18 protein-coding genes and 2 tRNA genes are annotated in these 16,334 nt (G+C 63.3%); 12 read left to right on the top strand and 8 right to left on the bottom strand.

Features of this window, described 5'->3' with window-relative positions; translation table 11 throughout:
* The first annotated feature begins 1 nt into the window (after position 1).
* Positions 2-1,432 (top strand): siroheme synthase CysG, encoded by a 1,431-nt coding sequence (cysG, locus tag WBF69_RS01210; protein WP_424260395.1) that lies wholly within the window; start codon positions 2-4, stop codon positions 1,430-1,432.
* Between the two features lie 62 nt (positions 1,433-1,494).
* On the opposite strand, the gene WBF69_RS01205 is transcribed toward cysG, so the two are convergent.
* The gene (locus WBF69_RS01205) at positions 1,495-2,406 is read right to left on the bottom strand and encodes an AraC family transcriptional regulator (protein WP_424260393.1); all 912 of its coding nucleotides are present in this window, start codon (positions 2,404-2,406) and stop codon (positions 1,495-1,497) included.
* Between the two features lie 97 nt (positions 2,407-2,503).
* Here WBF69_RS01205 and WBF69_RS01200 point away from each other — a divergent pair, with 97 nt between their 5' ends.
* Complete coding sequence (locus WBF69_RS01200; protein WP_424260391.1) at positions 2,504-3,262, top strand: SDR family oxidoreductase; 759 nt, start codon at positions 2,504-2,506, stop codon at positions 3,260-3,262.
* On the opposite strand, the gene bamC is transcribed toward WBF69_RS01200, so the two are convergent.
* From bamC to WBF69_RS01180, 4 genes are all read right to left on the bottom strand, one after another.
* Positions 3,252-4,376 (bottom strand): outer membrane protein assembly factor BamC, encoded by a 1,125-nt coding sequence (gene bamC / locus WBF69_RS01195; RefSeq protein ID WP_424260389.1) that lies wholly within the window; start codon positions 4,374-4,376, stop codon positions 3,252-3,254. The two genes, WBF69_RS01200 and bamC, sit on opposite strands and share 11 nt — an antisense overlap.
* A 1-nt stretch (position 4,377) precedes the next feature.
* A complete protein-coding gene (dapA, locus tag WBF69_RS01190) occupies positions 4,378-5,280 on the bottom strand; it encodes a 4-hydroxy-tetrahydrodipicolinate synthase (protein WP_424260387.1) in 903 nt (300 codons plus the stop codon).
* A gap of 81 nt (positions 5,281-5,361) precedes the next feature.
* Positions 5,362-6,015 carry a site-2 protease family protein gene (locus WBF69_RS01185; RefSeq protein WP_424260385.1) on the bottom strand — a complete coding sequence of 218 codons (654 nt, stop codon included), beginning with the start codon at positions 6,013-6,015 and terminating at the stop codon, positions 5,362-5,364.
* Positions 6,016-6,069: 54 nt separating this feature from the next.
* Positions 6,070-6,696: an L-threonylcarbamoyladenylate synthase gene (locus WBF69_RS01180; protein WP_424260383.1), complete on the bottom strand. Its 627-nt coding sequence runs from the start codon at positions 6,694-6,696 to the stop codon at positions 6,070-6,072.
* Positions 6,697-6,847: 151 nt separating this feature from the next.
* Between WBF69_RS01180 and WBF69_RS01175 the strand changes: the two genes are divergently transcribed.
* The 5 genes from WBF69_RS01175 to WBF69_RS01155 all read left to right on the top strand — a co-directional run bounded on the left by WBF69_RS01175 (position 6,848) and on the right by WBF69_RS01155 (position 9,818).
* A tRNA-His gene (locus tag WBF69_RS01175) sits at positions 6,848-6,923 on the top strand.
* A 91-nt stretch (positions 6,924-7,014) separates the two neighbouring features.
* Entirely contained in the window at positions 7,015-7,443 is a 429-nt protein-coding gene (locus tag WBF69_RS01170) for a multidrug/biocide efflux PACE transporter (RefSeq protein ID WP_424260381.1), read from the top strand.
* 76 nt (positions 7,444-7,519) lie between these two features.
* Positions 7,520-7,768 (top strand): hypothetical protein, encoded by a 249-nt coding sequence (locus WBF69_RS01165; RefSeq protein WP_424260379.1) that lies wholly within the window; start codon positions 7,520-7,522, stop codon positions 7,766-7,768.
* 3 nt (positions 7,769-7,771) lie between these two features.
* A complete protein-coding gene (locus tag WBF69_RS01160) occupies positions 7,772-9,226 on the top strand; it encodes a phospholipase D-like domain-containing protein (RefSeq protein WP_424260378.1) in 1,455 nt (484 codons plus the stop codon).
* Positions 9,227-9,338: 112 nt separating this feature from the next.
* Positions 9,339-9,818: a carboxymuconolactone decarboxylase family protein gene (locus WBF69_RS01155; protein WP_424260376.1), complete on the top strand. Its 480-nt coding sequence runs from the start codon at positions 9,339-9,341 to the stop codon at positions 9,816-9,818.
* A gap of 59 nt (positions 9,819-9,877) precedes the next feature.
* Here WBF69_RS01155 and WBF69_RS01150 read toward each other — a convergent pair whose 3' ends face one another.
* The 3 genes from WBF69_RS01150 to WBF69_RS01140 all read right to left on the bottom strand — a co-directional run bounded on the left by WBF69_RS01150 (position 9,878) and on the right by WBF69_RS01140 (position 13,222).
* Positions 9,878-11,098, bottom strand: coding sequence for a trans-sulfuration enzyme family protein (locus tag WBF69_RS01150; RefSeq protein ID WP_424260374.1), 1,221 nt, complete (start codon positions 11,096-11,098; stop codon positions 9,878-9,880).
* 97 nt (positions 11,099-11,195) lie between these two features.
* Positions 11,196-12,917, bottom strand: a complete 1,722-nt coding sequence (locus WBF69_RS01145; protein WP_424260372.1) for a cation acetate symporter — start codon at positions 12,915-12,917, stop codon at positions 11,196-11,198.
* A 2-nt stretch (positions 12,918-12,919) separates the two neighbouring features.
* Complete coding sequence (locus WBF69_RS01140) at positions 12,920-13,222, bottom strand: DUF485 domain-containing protein (RefSeq protein WP_424260370.1); 303 nt, start codon at positions 13,220-13,222, stop codon at positions 12,920-12,922.
* Between the two features lie 198 nt (positions 13,223-13,420).
* On the opposite strand from WBF69_RS01140, the gene WBF69_RS01135 reads away from it, so the two are divergent.
* The 5 genes from WBF69_RS01135 to WBF69_RS01115 all read left to right on the top strand — a co-directional run bounded on the left by WBF69_RS01135 (position 13,421) and on the right by WBF69_RS01115 (position 16,328).
* Positions 13,421-13,497 (top strand) — tRNA-Arg (locus WBF69_RS01135).
* Positions 13,498-13,645: 148 nt separating this feature from the next.
* A complete protein-coding gene (locus WBF69_RS01130) occupies positions 13,646-13,798 on the top strand; it encodes a hypothetical protein (protein ID WP_424260368.1) in 153 nt (50 codons plus the stop codon).
* Between the two features lie 55 nt (positions 13,799-13,853).
* Entirely contained in the window at positions 13,854-14,264 is a 411-nt protein-coding gene (locus WBF69_RS01125) for a multicopper oxidase domain-containing protein (RefSeq protein ID WP_424260366.1), read from the top strand.
* Between the two features lie 29 nt (positions 14,265-14,293).
* Positions 14,294-15,064, top strand: a complete 771-nt coding sequence (gene tam, locus WBF69_RS01120) for a trans-aconitate 2-methyltransferase (protein ID WP_424260364.1) — start codon at positions 14,294-14,296, stop codon at positions 15,062-15,064.
* Between the two features lie 55 nt (positions 15,065-15,119).
* The gene (locus WBF69_RS01115) at positions 15,120-16,328 is read left to right on the top strand and encodes a phospholipase A (protein WP_424260362.1); all 1,209 of its coding nucleotides are present in this window, start codon (positions 15,120-15,122) and stop codon (positions 16,326-16,328) included.
* Positions 16,329-16,334: the final 6 nt, after the last annotated feature.

Genomic DNA, 16,334 nt, shown 5'->3' with positions numbered 1-16,334 from the left:
CATGCATTTATTTCCTCTCTTCACCGATCTGAAAGACCGCACCGTGTTGGTGATCGGCGCAGGTCCGGTCGCGGACCGCAAGATTCACCTGCTGCTGGCAGCCGGCGCCCGCGTGATCGTCGGCGCCCATGCGGCTCACCCCCAGGTTCAGGCCCGTGCGCAGGCGGGTGACATCGAACTGCGCCTGGCGCCCTTCGACCCGGCCTGGCTGGACGAGGCCTGGCTGGTGATCGCAGCAACCAACGACACGCAGCTGAATCGGACCATCGCGGATGCCGCCACCGCCCGGCGCCTGTTTTGCAATGTGGTGGACGACGCGGCCTTGTCCAGCGCTCAGGTGCCGGCCATCGTCGACCGGGCGCCCATCACCATCGCCATTTCATCCGGCGGCAGCGCCCCGGTCATCGCCCGGCGTCTGCGTGAACGCATCGAATCCCTGTTCGACCCGGCGCTGGGCGCACTGGCGGCGCTGGCGCAACGCAAGCGTCTGTCCATCCGCCAGGCCCGCCCTGAATTGCGCGCGCGGCGGGATTTCTACGACTGGCTGCTGGACGGCCCGGTCCTGAGCGCCTTGCGGCGCAGCCGGCCCGACGAGGCCGCAGCGGCGCTGGACCAGGCCCTGGCCCAGGCCACTCAGGCCCCGGTCGGCAAGGTGCTGCTGGTGGGCGCCGGCCCTGGCGATCCCGGCCTGCTGACTTTGCGCGGCCTGCGCGCCCTGAACGAGGCCGATGTGATCCTGGCCGACCGTCTGGTCAGCCCGGAAGTGCTGGCGCTGGCGCGGCGCGACGCGCAGGTGATCGACGTGGGCAAAACGCTGGGCGGTCCGCACGAAACCACCCAAGCGCGCATCCATGCCCTGATGGTGTCCCACGCCCGGCAGGGCCGCTGCGTGGTGCGCCTGAAGGGCGGCGACCCGCTGGTATTCGGCAGGGGGGGCGAGGAACTGCAGCATCTGAAGCGCCACGGCATCGCCTACGAAGTCGTGCCCGGCATCACCGCGGCGCTGGCCTGCGGCGCCTATGCGGGAATCCCGCTGACACACCGCGATCATGCGCAATCCCTGACACTGGCCACCGCGCACCGCCGCGCGCGAACCGCGCCAGCATCGGGGGATGATGCCGCCGACGGCCAGACCCGGGTGTACTACATGGGTGTGAACCGCCTGTCCGTGCTGCGTAGCCAATTGCTGGAAGACGGCCTGGCGCCGGACACCCCCTGCGCCCTGGTGGAAAACGGTTCCCGTCCGGAACAGCGTACCCTGTTCGCCACACTGGACACGCTGGAAGCCGCTGCCGCCGAACATCGGGTGCAGTCCCCTGCGCTGGTCCTGGTGGGCGAGGTCACGGCGCTGGGAACGGAACTGGCCTGGTTCGGCCAGACGAAGCATGCCGACGCGGTGCCTGAGACGGCTGCTCTGCAAGCATCCGCATGATGCTTCTCCTGGCGCAAAGAGGCGGCAGTTGCCGGCCATGGCACCATGACAACCGATAAATTTCAAGTTTGGCTGAGATCGGGATTCTGTCGCGCATAGCGCCTTGGCGGCAGCCCGACATGGCGAGTGAAGGCCACGCTGAATGTGTTCACAGAACTGTATCCTACGCGCTCTGCGATCTCGGCAAGGCCGCATTCACTGCGCCGCAGCAGGTTCTTGGCCAACGCCATCCGCCAAGTCAATAGGTACTCCATCGGAGTCATCCCCATGATGCGGTTGAATCGCTCAAAGAACGCCGAGCGCGAAAGGGCCGCTTCTTTCGCCAACTGATCGACCGACCAGGATCGGGCCGGCATTTCATGCATCCACCGTATCGAAACCGACAGCCGCTCGTCCGCAAGCCCACGCAAAAGCCCGGGCAAAGCAATGCCCCCTGAGCCAGCCCGGAGCGCTTCAACCAATAGCACTTCCAGCAGACGGGTCAGGATGACATCGCGCGCAGGGCGGCGCGCGCGGCATTCGTCCGCCACGAGCTGGACCAGAGTCACCAACCTCTGCCCGCCACGCGCGAGGAGAAGTCGAGGAAGGAGCGACACCAGCAGAGCCGCGTCAGACGCTCCAAAGACGCAATAGCCGACAAGGTATCGGACATCGGCAGGCGCACTCGTGGCACCCAACCTGAATTCACCATCGGGCAATGCGACCGGCGTGGCGTCCATACCTTCTGGTGGGGGTTCGAGGCTCGACATCGCGAAATGGTGCGCCGAGGGAATGAGGATGAAATCATTCTCCTGAAGCGTGATCGGCTCATGTCCGTCAGCCTGGATGAGGCACGAACCTTCGAGGATCGCGCAATAAAAAGTCTGGCCGGATTCTTCGCGGCTCACGCGCCAGGCCCCCGCCCCGCTGACGACCTTCGAGAACGGAGCCTCAGGCTGCAACAGCATGACCACTTCAGCGAATGGATCGATCATTACTGGACTATAAGAAGAAATAAATGGATTTTCTACTGTAGCAGATCCGGATACGAGGCTCTATCCTTGCTGTACCACACTCACTTACTGGGATCCCATGAAAACAGTCCTGATTACTGGCTGCTCATCCGGCTTCGGCCTCGAAACGGCCAAACACTTCCTCCGCCACGGCTGGAAAGTTGTCGCCACGATGCGCTCGCCGCGCGAGGAACTGCTGCCCACCTCCGAACACTTGCATGTGCTTGCCCTGGATGTCACCGATCCAGAAAGCATTCGCCTAGCGGTGGAAGCCGCCGGACCTATCGACGTTCTGGTCAACAATGCGGGGATCGGAACACTGAATGCGTTGGAAGGCACATCGATCGATACCGTGCGAGAGGTATTCGAAGCGAATACCTTCGGCACGATTGCGATGACCCAGGCCTTGCTGCCTCAGTTCAGAAAGCGCAACACCGGCGCTATCGTGAATATCACGTCAAGTGTGACCTTGAAGCCATTGCCCCTACTGTCCGTGTACACCGCCAGCAAAGCGGCGGTCAATGCGTTCACCGAATCGCTGGCGCTCGAGCTCCGGCAGTTCAATGTGCGCGTGAGCCTGGTACTGCCAGGCCGAGCGCCCGAGACTCGCTTCGGCGAGAACTCCCAGCGCCGGATGGGAGGCATCCCCGATGCCTATTCCACCCTGGCACAGCGCACCTTCGAGGGATGGAGACAGTCGACTGAACCGGTCACCCACACGGCGGATGTGGTGCAAGCCGTGTGGCGCGCGGCGAACGACCCGGCGGGCCCGCTCCGCCTATATGCCGGAGCGGATGCAGTGGCATTGGCGGAGGCGGTCGGGAAGCCTACGGTGTAGTCTTCAGGTTATTGTCCAGCACCGACAGAATCCGGCGCGCCGTCGCGTCGGTCATCTGCTGGCCGTCCTGGTTCAGCACGGTGACCTGGGTGCCGCCGCCTTGCTGCGCCAGATGGACCCGCAGCTTTTGCGGTTCGGCGGCATTGCGGGTGCCGAACATGCGACCAAAGACGGTCTGCTGCTGGATCTGTTCGCCGGTGTCGGTATCCAGATAGCGGATGTAGTAATCGCCCTGATCGCGGTTGCGGTCTTCGACGGTGAAGCGGGCCGAATCAATGGCCACCCCGACACGCCGCCAGGCGCGGTCGAAGGATTCATTCACCATCAGCGATGCCTGTCCGTCAGCCAGTTGGGCCGTGGTGCCGGCGCCGGTATCCTGGGACGCGTTCTTGATGTCCTGAGCGGCCTTTTGCTGATCCGTTCCCAGATACACCATCAAACGCGCCAGCATGGCGGCGTTCAGACCCGGATCTTCTTTGCCGAAGACCCATTTGAACGCGGTGCCGTCGATCGTGGGGGTTTCTTCCATGTGCTGGTGGCTGATGTAGACCTCGGTCTTGCCATTGACACGTTCCAGGCGCGTCGTGAAGCGGTCGCGCTCGCCGCTATCGAAGACCTGGTCCAGCACACTGCCCAAGGCGCTGCGCAGCCAGCCCTCGGGGACCTTGGCGCGGTTTTCAGCCCAGTCGGTCTCGATCAGGCCGACCTTGGGGTTTTGCGACTGGATGGTGAACCCCTGTTGTCCCCAGAATTCGATGATTTTCGGGTACAGGGTTTCGGCGGCTTCGCTGACGACCAGCCAGCGTAACGTGCCGTCGCGCATGACCTCGATACCGGCGGACTGGGGCAGCACACGATCCGCCGGATTGGCGCTTTGGTTGCGCTGGCTGGCGGAATAGGCGCTGAGGCTGGCCGTGCCCTCGGGGGCCTTGTAGTGGGTATTGTCGCTGGCCTGCGTCAGATCAGGCGGGATCGACAGCGGATCGCCCGTCACCGTGCTTTTGTATTCAATCGACTCGGATTGTCCGGTCAACTGCCCAAGTGTGGAGCAACCAGCCAACGAACTGATCAGCGCGATGCTGACCAGGGAAAGCGGCATACGTTTCATCATCATGTCAGAGGCAACCTGCATCAATCAAGGCTTGGCGCACCACCGTGCGGAAGGAATCGGATAAAGGCGTCAAAGGCAGGCGATAGCCCAGCTGAATCAGGCCCATTTCAGCCGCCGCCCATTTCACGGGGATCGGATTGGCTTCCAGGAACAGCACATGGCTAAGCGCTGCCAGCAGCGTATTCAAACGCCGCGTTTCGGGTACGTCGCCGCGCAGCGCGGCGGCGCACAGTTCGTGCATCAGCCGCGGCGCGACGTTGGCCGTGACGGAAATATTGCCCCGCCCGCCCAGCAGCATCAGGGCAGCCGCCGTGGCATCGTCGCCGCTGATGACGTGGAAACCCGCCGGAGCGGCGGCGATGAGCTGCGCGCCCCTGGCGATACTGCCCGTGGCGTCTTTCACGCCGATGATGCCAGGCACCTGAGCCAGACGCAGGATGGTGTCATTGGACAGATCAGCCACCGTGCGGCCAGGCACGTTGTACAGAATGCTGGGCAGTTCAACGGATTCGGCGATCGCGCGGAAATGCTGGTACAGGCCTTCCTGGGAAGGCTTGTTGTAGTAGGGCACCACCGTCAGCCCCGCCACCGCGCCCGCCGCATAAGCGTGACGCTGCAGTTCGATGGCCTCGGCGGTGGAATTGCCGCCCGTGCCGGCGATGACGGGGATGCGCCCGTTGGAATGGCGCACCGCCAGTTCGATCAATTCGGCTTGTTCCTGCACCGTGACCGTGGGCGATTCGCCCGACGTCCCGACCACCACCAGGGCGTCGGTCCCCTGGTCAATATGCCAGTCGATCAGCTTTCGAAAGGCATCGAGGTCCAGTTGCCCATCGGGATGCATGGGCGTGACCAGGGCGACCATACTGCCCTGAAAAACTGGAAGGGATGAATCCGCACCGGCCATGATGAAGAATGTCTCCGAAAAACGCCCAGGCGATATCCCAGGCGGTGAAAAAAGCAAGTTTACCGGATTCGCGCGCCTGACTTACAAAAATCCGTTGACGATCCATTCGCCAAATTTCAGCAAGGGCACCATCAGGGGCCAGAGCCATCCCATCATCATCAACAGGATCAGGATGACCACCCCATACGGTTCTATCCGACCGTACTGCCAAGCCAGACGCGGAGGCAACAGACTGAAGACGATACGCCCGCCATCCAGCGGCGGCAGCGGCAGCAAATTCAACGCCATCAGGATCAGATTGACCTGCACGCCGGCATGGGCCATCAGGACCCAGAAGCTATCGTTGCCCTGAGCGATGCCCGTGGACAGCATCAAGCGCCAGAACAGCACCCAGAGGACCGCCTGCAGCAGGTTGGACGCCGGCCCGGCCAGCGCCACCCACAGCATGTCCTGTTTCGGTCGGCGCAGGCGGCTCCAGTCGACGGGCACCGGCTTGGCCCAGCCAAACAGCAGGCCGCCGCCCATGAAGCGCGTGACCAGCAGCAGCACCAGAGGCACGACGATGGTGCCCATGGGGTCGATATGACGCACCGGATTCAGGCTGATGCGGCCCGCCTGTTTGGCTGTCGGGTCGCCGAACAGCAACGCCACATAGCCGTGAGCAGCCTCGTGCAGCGTGATGGCCAGCAAGACCGGCAGGGCGTAGACCGTAATGGTCTGGATGAGTTGATCCATGAAACGGCAGACAAGGGAGTCGGCCCGCGCCGACAATCCCCGCAAGCATAACCGCTATTGCAGCCCCAGCGTGGCCGGATCGCCGCGCCCCACCCGCACCACCTGCGGGGCATCCTGGGTCAGATCGATGACGGTGGTCGGATCGAAGGGGCAGGCGCCGCCATCGACGATGGCGGCCAGATCGTGCTGGTAGCGGGCCAGGATGTCCTGGGCGTCGTTCAGCGGCAGGGCCTCGCCCTGTGGAATCAGCGTGGTGGACAGCAGCGGCGACCCGACGGCCTCGATCAAGGCACGCGCCACCCGGTGGTCGGGCACCCGGATGCCGATGGTCTTGCGCGAGGGATGCGAGACCCGGCGGGGAACTTCTTTGGTGGCTTCCAGGATGAAGGTCCAAGGGCCGGGCGTCGCCAGTTTCAGCAAGCGGTAGTGGGTGTTCTCGATTTTGGCGAAATGGCTGATTTCCGCCAGATCGCGGCACAGCAGGGTCAGGTGATGGCGATCATCCAGGCCGCGCAGGCGCCGCAGGCTGTCGGCGGCGGCCTTGTCGTCCAACCTGGCGACAACGGCATAGCTGGAATCCGTCGGGACAGCAACCAGCCCCCCCTCGGAGAGCAGGTCGGCGGCCTGTTGCAACAGGCGCGATTGCGGGTTTTCGGGGTGGACGACGAAAATATGTGCCATATAGCGCTTCCTTGGAAAGAGGCCCGACTGTCTGAGCCGGCCCGATCAAGCCACAACCCATAACATGACCGAAAATGCAGCGCTGATCAAGGGCTTACCCGCATTTCAGCAAAAGGTTTTTAACCATGCTAGAATTCCTCTTCTTTCGGCGGTGGCCGTAGCTCAGTTGGTAGAGTCCCGGATTGTGATTCCGGTTGTCGTGGGTTCGAGCCCCATCGGTCACCCCATCTATCTTCCGGTTTTCCGGCCAGGCGGGGACGACCCCGCCTGTGATGCATGAATGCAGTGACGACACTGCCTCCATCGCAAGCATCCCGCATGCAGATTCATCATCGATCACTGTCCGAGCGCATTCTTCACGCGCTCACGTTCGAAGTCCTGGCTATCGGCATATCCGCCCCGTTGGCGGCCTGGATCACAGGCCGGTCCATCATGGACATGAGCGTCCTGACCGCCGTCATCGCCACCATCGCCGTCCTCTGGAACATGCTCTACAACTGGCTGTTCGACCGCCTGCAGGCCCATTGGGGATTTGACCGCACCTATTGGGTGCGCGTGGGCCACGCCTGCGGCTTCGAGGGCGGCCTGATCATCATCGCCATTCCCTTCGTCGCCTGGTGGCTGGACATTTCCCTGTGGCATGCATTGGTGCTGGATATCGGCTTCGTGCTGTTCTACCTGCCCTACGGGTTTCTTTTCAACCTGGGTTATGACAAGATTCGTCAGAATCTGGTCGCCGCGCACTAGCCGGGCCTGACGGTCGCCTTGGCGCCCCAGGCGCTGGTACGGGGCGCCTGCAACTGCCCTACCCGCCCGGAACCCCATGAGCCCGAATCGTCCTGCCCCGTCCTTGTCTCACCCCGACTGGTCCACTGCGCCGCCGGACTGGAACTGGGCCGCACAGGACGAGGATGGCCGCTGGTTCTGGTACCGGACCGAACCCGTACCCGGCATCGGCGGCGGGGTCTGGCGCGCGAATTCCCGCAATCAGCAATACGCTGGCCAGGGACACCCCAACCCCGACTGGCTGGAATCGCTGCAACAGCGTCCCGCCGTCGCCGACGGAAGCTGAACCATGCTGGCCATCACCCAATTCCTGACCGATTACTGGCCGCATCTGATTGCCGCGATATCGTTGACGATCAGCATCTTCACCGCCATTCACGCGGCCATGAACAAGAACGACGTGCGCGCCGCCATCGCCTGGGTCGGGGTCGTCCTGATGTCGCCCTTTCTGGGACCCTTTCTGTATCTGGTGGCCGGCATCAACCGCATCCGCCACGACCAGTTGTCCACCCAGCGCAGCCGGCTGATCAAGGACTACGTCAATCACGCCAGCGAACCTGCCGGCGATATCGCCCCGCTGGCCGGTCCGCAGTTCGCATCACTGCGGGTGCTATGCGACCGCGTCAGCCGCTTTCCCCTGCATGGCGGCAATCACATCACCCTGCTCGACAGCGGCGACCAAGCCTACCCCGCCATGCTGCAGGCCATCGACGAGGCCGCACACTGCATCGCCTTGCAAAGCTATATCTTCGACCACGACCGGATCGGCCTGCAGTTTGCCGAGGCGCTGCGCCGCGCCCACGAACGGGGCATCGTCATCCGGGTGCTGATCGACTCGGTGGGATCCAAATATTCCCGCCCGCCCATCATCCACCTGCTGCGCCGCTACGGCATCCGCACGGAACTGTTCATGTCCAATATGCTGGGCCTGCGCATGCCTTACGCCAACCTGCGCAGCCACCGCAAGATCCTGTTCGTCGATGGTCACCTGGGCTTCATGGGCGGGATGAACATCCGCGAGAGCTTCATGACATCCCTGGCCGGGCGCCACGCCGCCAGCGACACGCATTTCCGCGTCGAAGGGCCGGCGGCCACGCAGTTGTTCGCAGTCTTTGCCAACGACTGGGAATTCACTACCCGCGAACGGCTGCGCATCGAGGACTGGTGCTTGCGCACCGCCGAAGCGCCGCAGCCGCAGGTGCCTGCCCGCTGCGTCCGGTCCAGCCCGGACCGCTTCATCGCCGCCACGCACAATGTGCTGCTGGGCGCGCTGGCCGTCGCCCAACGGCGCGTGCGCATTCAATCCCCCTATTTTCTGCCCGACCAGACCTTGATGGGCGCCCTGAACACCGCGGCCCGCCGAGGCATTCAGGTGGATATCGTGATCCCCGGGCGCAATAATCTGCGGCTGGTGAACTACGCCATGACGGCCCAGCTGGCGCAGGTCATCGCCGGCGGCTGCCGGATCTGGCGCAGTCGGGGCAATTTCGATCATTCCAAACTGATCACCATCGACGAGGGCTGGTCCTATGTGGGCTCGTCGAATATGGACCCGCGCAGCCTGCGGCTGAATTTCGAGCTGGACATGGAAATCTACGATTCCGCGATGGCCCGCCAGATCGCCGAGCGCATCGACGGCGAAATCGCCCAGGCGGACCTTGTCACGCGGGAATCCCTGAACGCCATCCCCTTTCTGAAGCAGTTGCGCAACCGCATCATCTGGCTGGCCAGCCCATACCTGTAATACCCTGACCTTATATGGCCAGGCCTGCTTGCCATAAGGGCTTTGCAGCAATCAGGACCAAAACAGTGCAGAATGAAAAAGTTCGTTTGATGAACCCTTTCGGATCGACACCATGACTCAACGTCTCAATTATTTTCAGGCTTCGCCCGAAGCCGCCCAAAAATATTCCGAATTCAGCCAGACGCTGCATAAAAACCCATTTTTGGCCAAAATCGGCCATCTGGTCACGCTGCGCGCTTCGCAGATCAATGGCTGCGCCTTTTGCGTGGACATGCACGTCAAAGAAGGCAAACTCGCGGGCGAACGCGAATTGCGGCTGCATCACGTCGCCGTCTGGCGCGAATCGCCGCTGTTCGACGCCAAGGAAAAAGCCATCCTGGAATGGACCGAGGCCCTGACCCAGCTGCCGCCCCACGGCATCTCCGACGAGCTGTTCAAGCAGGTGCGCGCACAGCTGTCCGAGCAAGAACTGGCCGACCTGACATTCCTGGTCGTCGGCATCAATGGCTGGAACCGCCTGGGGGTGGCGTTCCGGTCGGTGCCGGGCTCGGCAGACAAACAATACGGGCTGGACAAGGCCGGCCTGAACTAAGCCCCACCCGGCCCAGGGGGGCCGCGCCCACCGGGTCGCCCCCTGCCGGCCAGCAGGCCTCAGGCCGCTGTCCTGGCCTGCTCCAGCGCCTGCGCCAGATCGGCTTTCAGATCGTCGATATGCTCCACCCCGACCGACATGCGCACGAAATTGGGTTCGATACCGGCGGCCCGCATCTCGGCTTCGCTCATGGAACTGGCCCACATCGACGCCGTATGCACGGCCAGGGTTTCCACCCCGCCCAGGCTGACCGCCTGGGTCGCCAGTTTCAGCGCGGATACAAACTGCTGGGTGACGGCGTAGCCGCCCCGGATCGAATACGCCACGATGGCGCCAAAGCCTTTCATCTGGCGAGCCGCCAGCGCATGCTGCGCATGGCTGGGCAGCCCCGGATACCACACCCGTTCGACTTCCGGTCTGGCTTCCAGCCACTGCGCCAAGGCCAGGGCATTGGCGTTGATGCGTTCCATGCGCAAGGACAAGGTGCGCAAGCCGCGCAGCAACAGCCAGGCGTCCATGGGGGACAGCACCGCCCCCAGCGTGACGTGCATTTTCCAGATCTGCTCGGCCAGCGTCTGGCTGCAGCAAATGGCCCCCGCCATGATGTCGCTGTGCCCGCCCAGATATTTGGTGGCGCTGTGCACGACGATGTCGATCCCCAGATCATGCGGGCGTTGATTCAGGGGCGACGCAAAGGTGTTGTCGGCCACCGTCAGAATGCCGCGCGAGCGGGCGATCTGCGCCACCGCCGCCAGATCCGTGATCGACAGGCTGGGGTTGACCGGGGTTTCGACCATGATCAGCTTGGTGTCGGGCCGCAGCACTGCGGTCAGGCTGTCCAGATCCGTCTGGTCAAAGAAACTGACCTCGACGCCATAGCGGGTCAGGACTTCGGAAAAGAGCTTGGACGTGTTCATGTAGTGGCGCTGCTGGGCCACGACATGATCCCCTGCCTTCAGCAGCGCCAGGATGGCGGTGCAGATCGCCCCCATGCCGGACCCGGCCAGCAAGGCGGTTTCGGTGCCTTCCAGTTCGGCCAGGATCGCCTCGACGTGCTTGTTCACCGGATTGCCGTGGCGCGTGTAGAAATTGGCTGGCCGCGTGCTGGTCGCCATCGCGGAAAAGGCTTCTGCCGATTCGGCCCGGAATGTCGCGCTGTAATGAATGGGCGGCACCACCGCCGCATCATGATGGCAGGCGGCATCACCATGCAGGACGACGGTCTGTTCGCGCCAGGATGACATATCCATAGCGGCGGGGTCGGGCGAATGCGAATCCATGAGAAGGCTTCCAAAGGGCGTCAGGGAGTTCATGATACTGCGAGGCGCAAAGCACATCGGGCCGCCTCAGGCGGCCCGATGTCGGCGCGACGATCGATCAGTGGGCGCTGGCCGCCGCCGCGCCGATGCCGGTTTCACTGCGCACGGTCTGCGCCTCGAAACCAGCCCGGTCGATGCGACCGCGTTCGCTCTGATCCGTGACCGAGAACAGCCAGATCGACAGGAAGCCGATGGTCATGGAAAACAGCGCCGGCGAAGCATACGGGAACCAGGCGGAACCCGCCGGATTGCCCAGCGTGGCTTCCCACACGGACGGCGACACCACCGTCAGTCCCACTGCGCTGATCAGGCCGGCAAAGCCGCCGATCATGGCGCCGCGCGTGGTGCAGCCCTTCCAGAGCACCGACATGAACAGCACCGGGAAATTGGCGGACGCCGCCACGGCAAAGGCCAGGGACACCATGAAAGCGATGTTCTGCTTTTCAAAGGCGATGCCCAGCACCACCGCAATGATGCCCAGGATGATGGTGGTGATCTTGGCCACTTTCATTTCCTGCGCATGCGTGGCATTGCCCTTCTTCACCAGCGTCGCATAGATATCGTGCGACACGGCGGACGTCCCGGACAGGGTCAGCCCCGCCACCACGGCCAGAATCGTGGCAAAAGCTACCGCCGACATGAAGCCCAGGAAGACATTGCCGCCCACGGCATCGGCCAGGTGCACGGCGGCCATATTGCCGCCCCCGATCAAGGTGCCGGCCGCATCCAGGAACTGCGGATTGGTGGACACCATCACGATGGCGCCAAAGCCGATGATGAAGGTCAGGACATAGAAATAGCCGATCCAGGACGTCGCCCAGAACACCGATTTACGGGCCTCACGAGCATCGGGCACGGTGAAAAAGCGCATCAGGATATGCGGCAGACCCGCAGTGCCGAACATCAGCGCCATGCCAAAGGAAATTGCGCTGATCGGGTCCTTGATGAAATTACCCGGCCCCATGATGGACTGCCCCAAAGACCCGGCCTGCGCCGCATCCTTGCCGGCATCCATGGCCGCCAGCGTCTTGACCTCGACCGCCGCCGCAAACAGGCGTTCGGGCGAAAAACCGTAGTTCGCCAACACCATCAGGGCCATGAAGGTCGCGCCGCCCAACAGCAAAGCCGCCTTGATGATCTGCACCCAGGTCGTGGCCGTCATGCCGCCAAACAGCACGTAGACCATCATCAGCACGCCCACGACCACCACGGCGATCCAGTATTCCAGACCGAACAGCAGCTTGATCAACTGGCCGGCGCCAACCATCTGAGCGATCAGGTAGAAAGCCACGACCACCAGCGTGCCGGACGCCGCAAAGGCCCGGATCGGCCCCTGCCTGAAGCGATAGGCCGCCACATCGGCAAAGGTGAATTTGCCCAGATTACGCAGGCGTTCCGCCATCAGAAAGGTCAGGATCGGCCAGCCCACCAGAAACCCGATGGAATAGATCAGGCCGTCGTAACCGTTGATCATCACGGCTGCCGAAATCCCCAGAAAGGACGCCGCCGACATATAGTCGCCCGCAATGGCCAGACCGTTCTGGAAGCCGGTGATGCCACCGCCCGCCGTGTAGAAATCAGCCGCCGACCGGGTCCGCTGAGCCGCCCATTTCGTGATCCACAAGGTCAGCAGCACGAACACGCCGAACATGATGATCGCGGTCCAGTTGGTCGGCTGCTGCTTCAATTCGCCTAGATCGCCGCCGGCGGCATGAGCCGTGCCCGCCAGTGCCGCCATCAAAGCCAGGGCACCGGCTGCGCGCAGAGTTGTCCGCTTCATGCTCAGGACTCCTGCACGATTTCGCGCGTCAGGCGGTCGAATTCGCTGTTGGCGCGACGCACATACAGCCCCGTGATCAGCACGCTGAAGATGATGACCCCGAAGCCGACCGGGATGCCCCACGTCATGACGCCGGCGCCCAGCTTGAGAGAAAACAGTTCTTTATCGAAGGCAATTACACCGATGAAGGCGTAATACACGATCAGCATCACAACGGTCAGCGTCCAGCCATAACGCAGCCGGGTACGGCGCAGATGCTGATACTTCGGGTTGGACACGATGTTTTGTGTCAACGGGTTTCCCATGTCGGTCTCCTACTTATGTAATGGCAATGGGGTCTTATCGCCAAGCAAGGTAGAGGCCGGGTCTTACGGAGACCTTACATTGTCGACCACGCCGCCTCGGATCAGGGAAAACACCGACCCGGATTGCACGTTAGAATTCAGGGTTCGCAGGCACTCCGCAGCAGCCGCGCTCCAGCGGCCCGCCGATGCCCCGCATGACCGCCCTTAGCTCAGTTGGATAGAGCAACGGCCTTCTAAGCCGTAGGTCACTGGTTCGAATCCAGTAGGGCGGGCCAGACAAACACCAACAGCCCCGCCCGGGGCCGCAATACATACAGCAAAATTCGCCTTGACCTTACCCCCATGGCAAGGATCAGACTGGAAAACTGTCTGCTCGATACCTGATGCCGCAGATGGCGCAAGTCCACACCCAGGAGCGAATTCATGAGACGCAGAACCTTCCTGACGAGTCTGGCCGGTTCGGTCGGCCTGGCCTTGGCATCCGGGGCGCGATCCGCACCGGGCGCAGAGGCCCTGCATCACGCCCCCGGCGCCCCGCTGCGGCACGACGCATCGGCCTCTGGCATGTCTCAATGACGCCTTGGCGACCAGCGACGCCATCCCGTCCGGCCGCCCTTTCGCCGCACCGGCCATGCTGGCCAACACCGCCGCCCGGCCCGGCCTGTTCAAGGCGACGCTGGTCGCCGCCCCCGCCGACATCGAACTGATGCCCGGCGTCACGACCCAGGCATGGACCTATAACGGTCAATTTCCAGGTCCCTTGATCGCGCTGCATGCCGGTGACGAGGCCGAGATCACGCTGCAAAATCATTTGTCCCAACCGACCACGATCCACTGGCACGGTCTGCCCGTGCGGCCCGACCAGGACAGCAACCCCGGCGACCCCGTGGCGCCGGGGGCCAATCATACCTACCGCTTCAAGATCCCCGATGATGTCGAAGGCCTGTACTGGTACCACCCCCACCCGCATGGCCAGACCAGCGAACAGGTCTATCGGGGCTTGACCGGGGCCATCCGGGTGAAGCGACGGATGCAAAGGTGACGTAAAGTATCCCCCAGGAGGAACGCATCATGAGCTGGTCGGCCAAGCAATACACCTTATTTGAAGACGAACGTACCCGCCCCGTCCGGGATCTGTTGTCGGCGGTACCCCGGAAAGAAGTCGCCTGGGCGGCGGACCTGGGCTGCGGCCCAGGCAATTCCACAGAGATCCTGCAGCAGCACTGCCCGGATGCGGCCATCACCGCCGTGGATTCCTCGTCCGACATGCTGGCAGCCGCCCGCGAGCGGCTGCCCGGCCTGCGCTTTCAGCAGGCGGACATCGCTGCCTGGCAGCCAGACGACCCTTATGACTTGATCCTGGCCAATGCCTCGCTGCAGTGGATTCCGGATCATGCGGCGCTGTTTCCGCACTTGGCGGCCTGCCTGACGCCAGGCGGCAGTCTGGCGGTCCAGATGCCCGACAATCAGGATGAGCCGGTCAAAACCGTGATGCGCCAGGTGGCTGCCAGCCCGCGCTGGGCAGACCGCGTCGGCGACGAACGCAGCACCCGCTTCCCCCGCCACCCGGCCACCTGGTATTACGACCTGCTCACCCCGCACTGCAAGCGGGTGGACATCTGGCGCACCACCTACTGGCACGTCCTGCCCGGCGGTGTGGATGCCATCGTGGAATGGTTCAAAGGCAGCGCCCTGCGGCCCTTCCTGGCGCTGCTGCCCCCGCAGGACCATGCCGCCTTTCTACAGGACTACCGCGACGCTCTGGCGCCGGACTACCCGGCCCAGGCGGACGGTGCCGTTCTGTTACCGATTCCCAGATTTTTCCTGATCGCAAGCCGCTAGGCCGAGGCACGCAAATGCTACAGTGCCGGGCAAGAGTCCTCTTCCAACTATCACCATGCGCGCGCCCCGGTTTTTCCCCGTATTTTCCCTGCTGATCCTGCTGAGCTTCGCTGCGGCCCCTGCCGCACAGGCTGAACTCGTCCTGCGGTTAAGCAGTCCCCAGGCCGTCGCCGGGGCGGTGGTCGACCTGGAAGGCCTGCTGGTCAACGACACCGGCAATCTGCTGGCCAGCCCCATCCCCGCCTCGTTAAGCGGCCAATGGACGGATGCGCAGGGCCGCAGCACACCGGCCCAGTTTCAACTGCGGACTTCGGCCAATACGGCTGACCTGCCCGCCAATACCTTTACCCGCATGGCCTGGACCGGCACGGTCCCCAGCGATGCCAAAGGGCTGGTGACCCTGACCATCCAAGGCGCGGACGACACCTTGCTGGCGCTGCAGGTCGGCCATGCATCCGACGGCATCCAGACAGCGGCAGCAGCGCCGATGCCCCTGGCGGACACCTCTGCCCCGGTCCCAGGACCAAGCACCGCCGGCCTGTCCCCTTTTGAAACCTTCCGCAACGCGCTATCACCCTACGAGCCCGTATATTTCGCACTGGGCCGCAACGACGGCGCCAACGCCCGCTTCCAGTTGAGCTTCAAATACCGGCCCTTCAGCCCCGCCGATCCGGCCCACCCCAGCTTCATGGACAACTGGTACATCGGCTATACCCAGACTTCCCTGTGGGATCTGCATTCGGATTCCATTCCTTTTATCGACACGACCTACAATCCCAGCCTGTTCTGGGCGCAGGAATCGCTCTGGGAAACCGCCGACAAACGCTGGTCCCTGGGGGTGAACACGGGCATCGAGCACAAATCCAACGGCAAGGACGATGACGACTCGCGTTCCCTGAACGACGCCTACCTGCAGCCGGAAATCAGCTACCGTTTCGACGGCGGCAGCCGCCTGAGCTTCCAGCCGCGGATCAAGGCCTACTTTGCGACCGACCCAGACATGCGCTACCAGGACTATCTGGGCTACGTCGACTGGAAACTGCGCTGGGCGCAGGACAATGGCCTGGTACTATCCGGCCTGTACCGCCGGGGCAGCGGCGGGCACGCCACCCAGCTGGAAGCCGCCTGGCCGCTGCAACGGACCTTCCTGCACATGAACGGCCACCTGTACGTCCAGTATTTCCAGGGATACGGCGAAACCCTGTTGGGCTATCGACAAAAAAGCGATCCGCAAGTGCGCATCGGCATCGCCCTGGTCCCCTGACCGGGC

This window comes from Castellaniella sp. (assembly GCF_049673105.1).
Lineage (GTDB): Bacteria > Pseudomonadota > Gammaproteobacteria > Burkholderiales > Burkholderiaceae_B > Castellaniella.
Note: the sequence above shows the minus strand (reverse complement) of the source record. Positions and strands in the feature narration are given on the sequence as shown.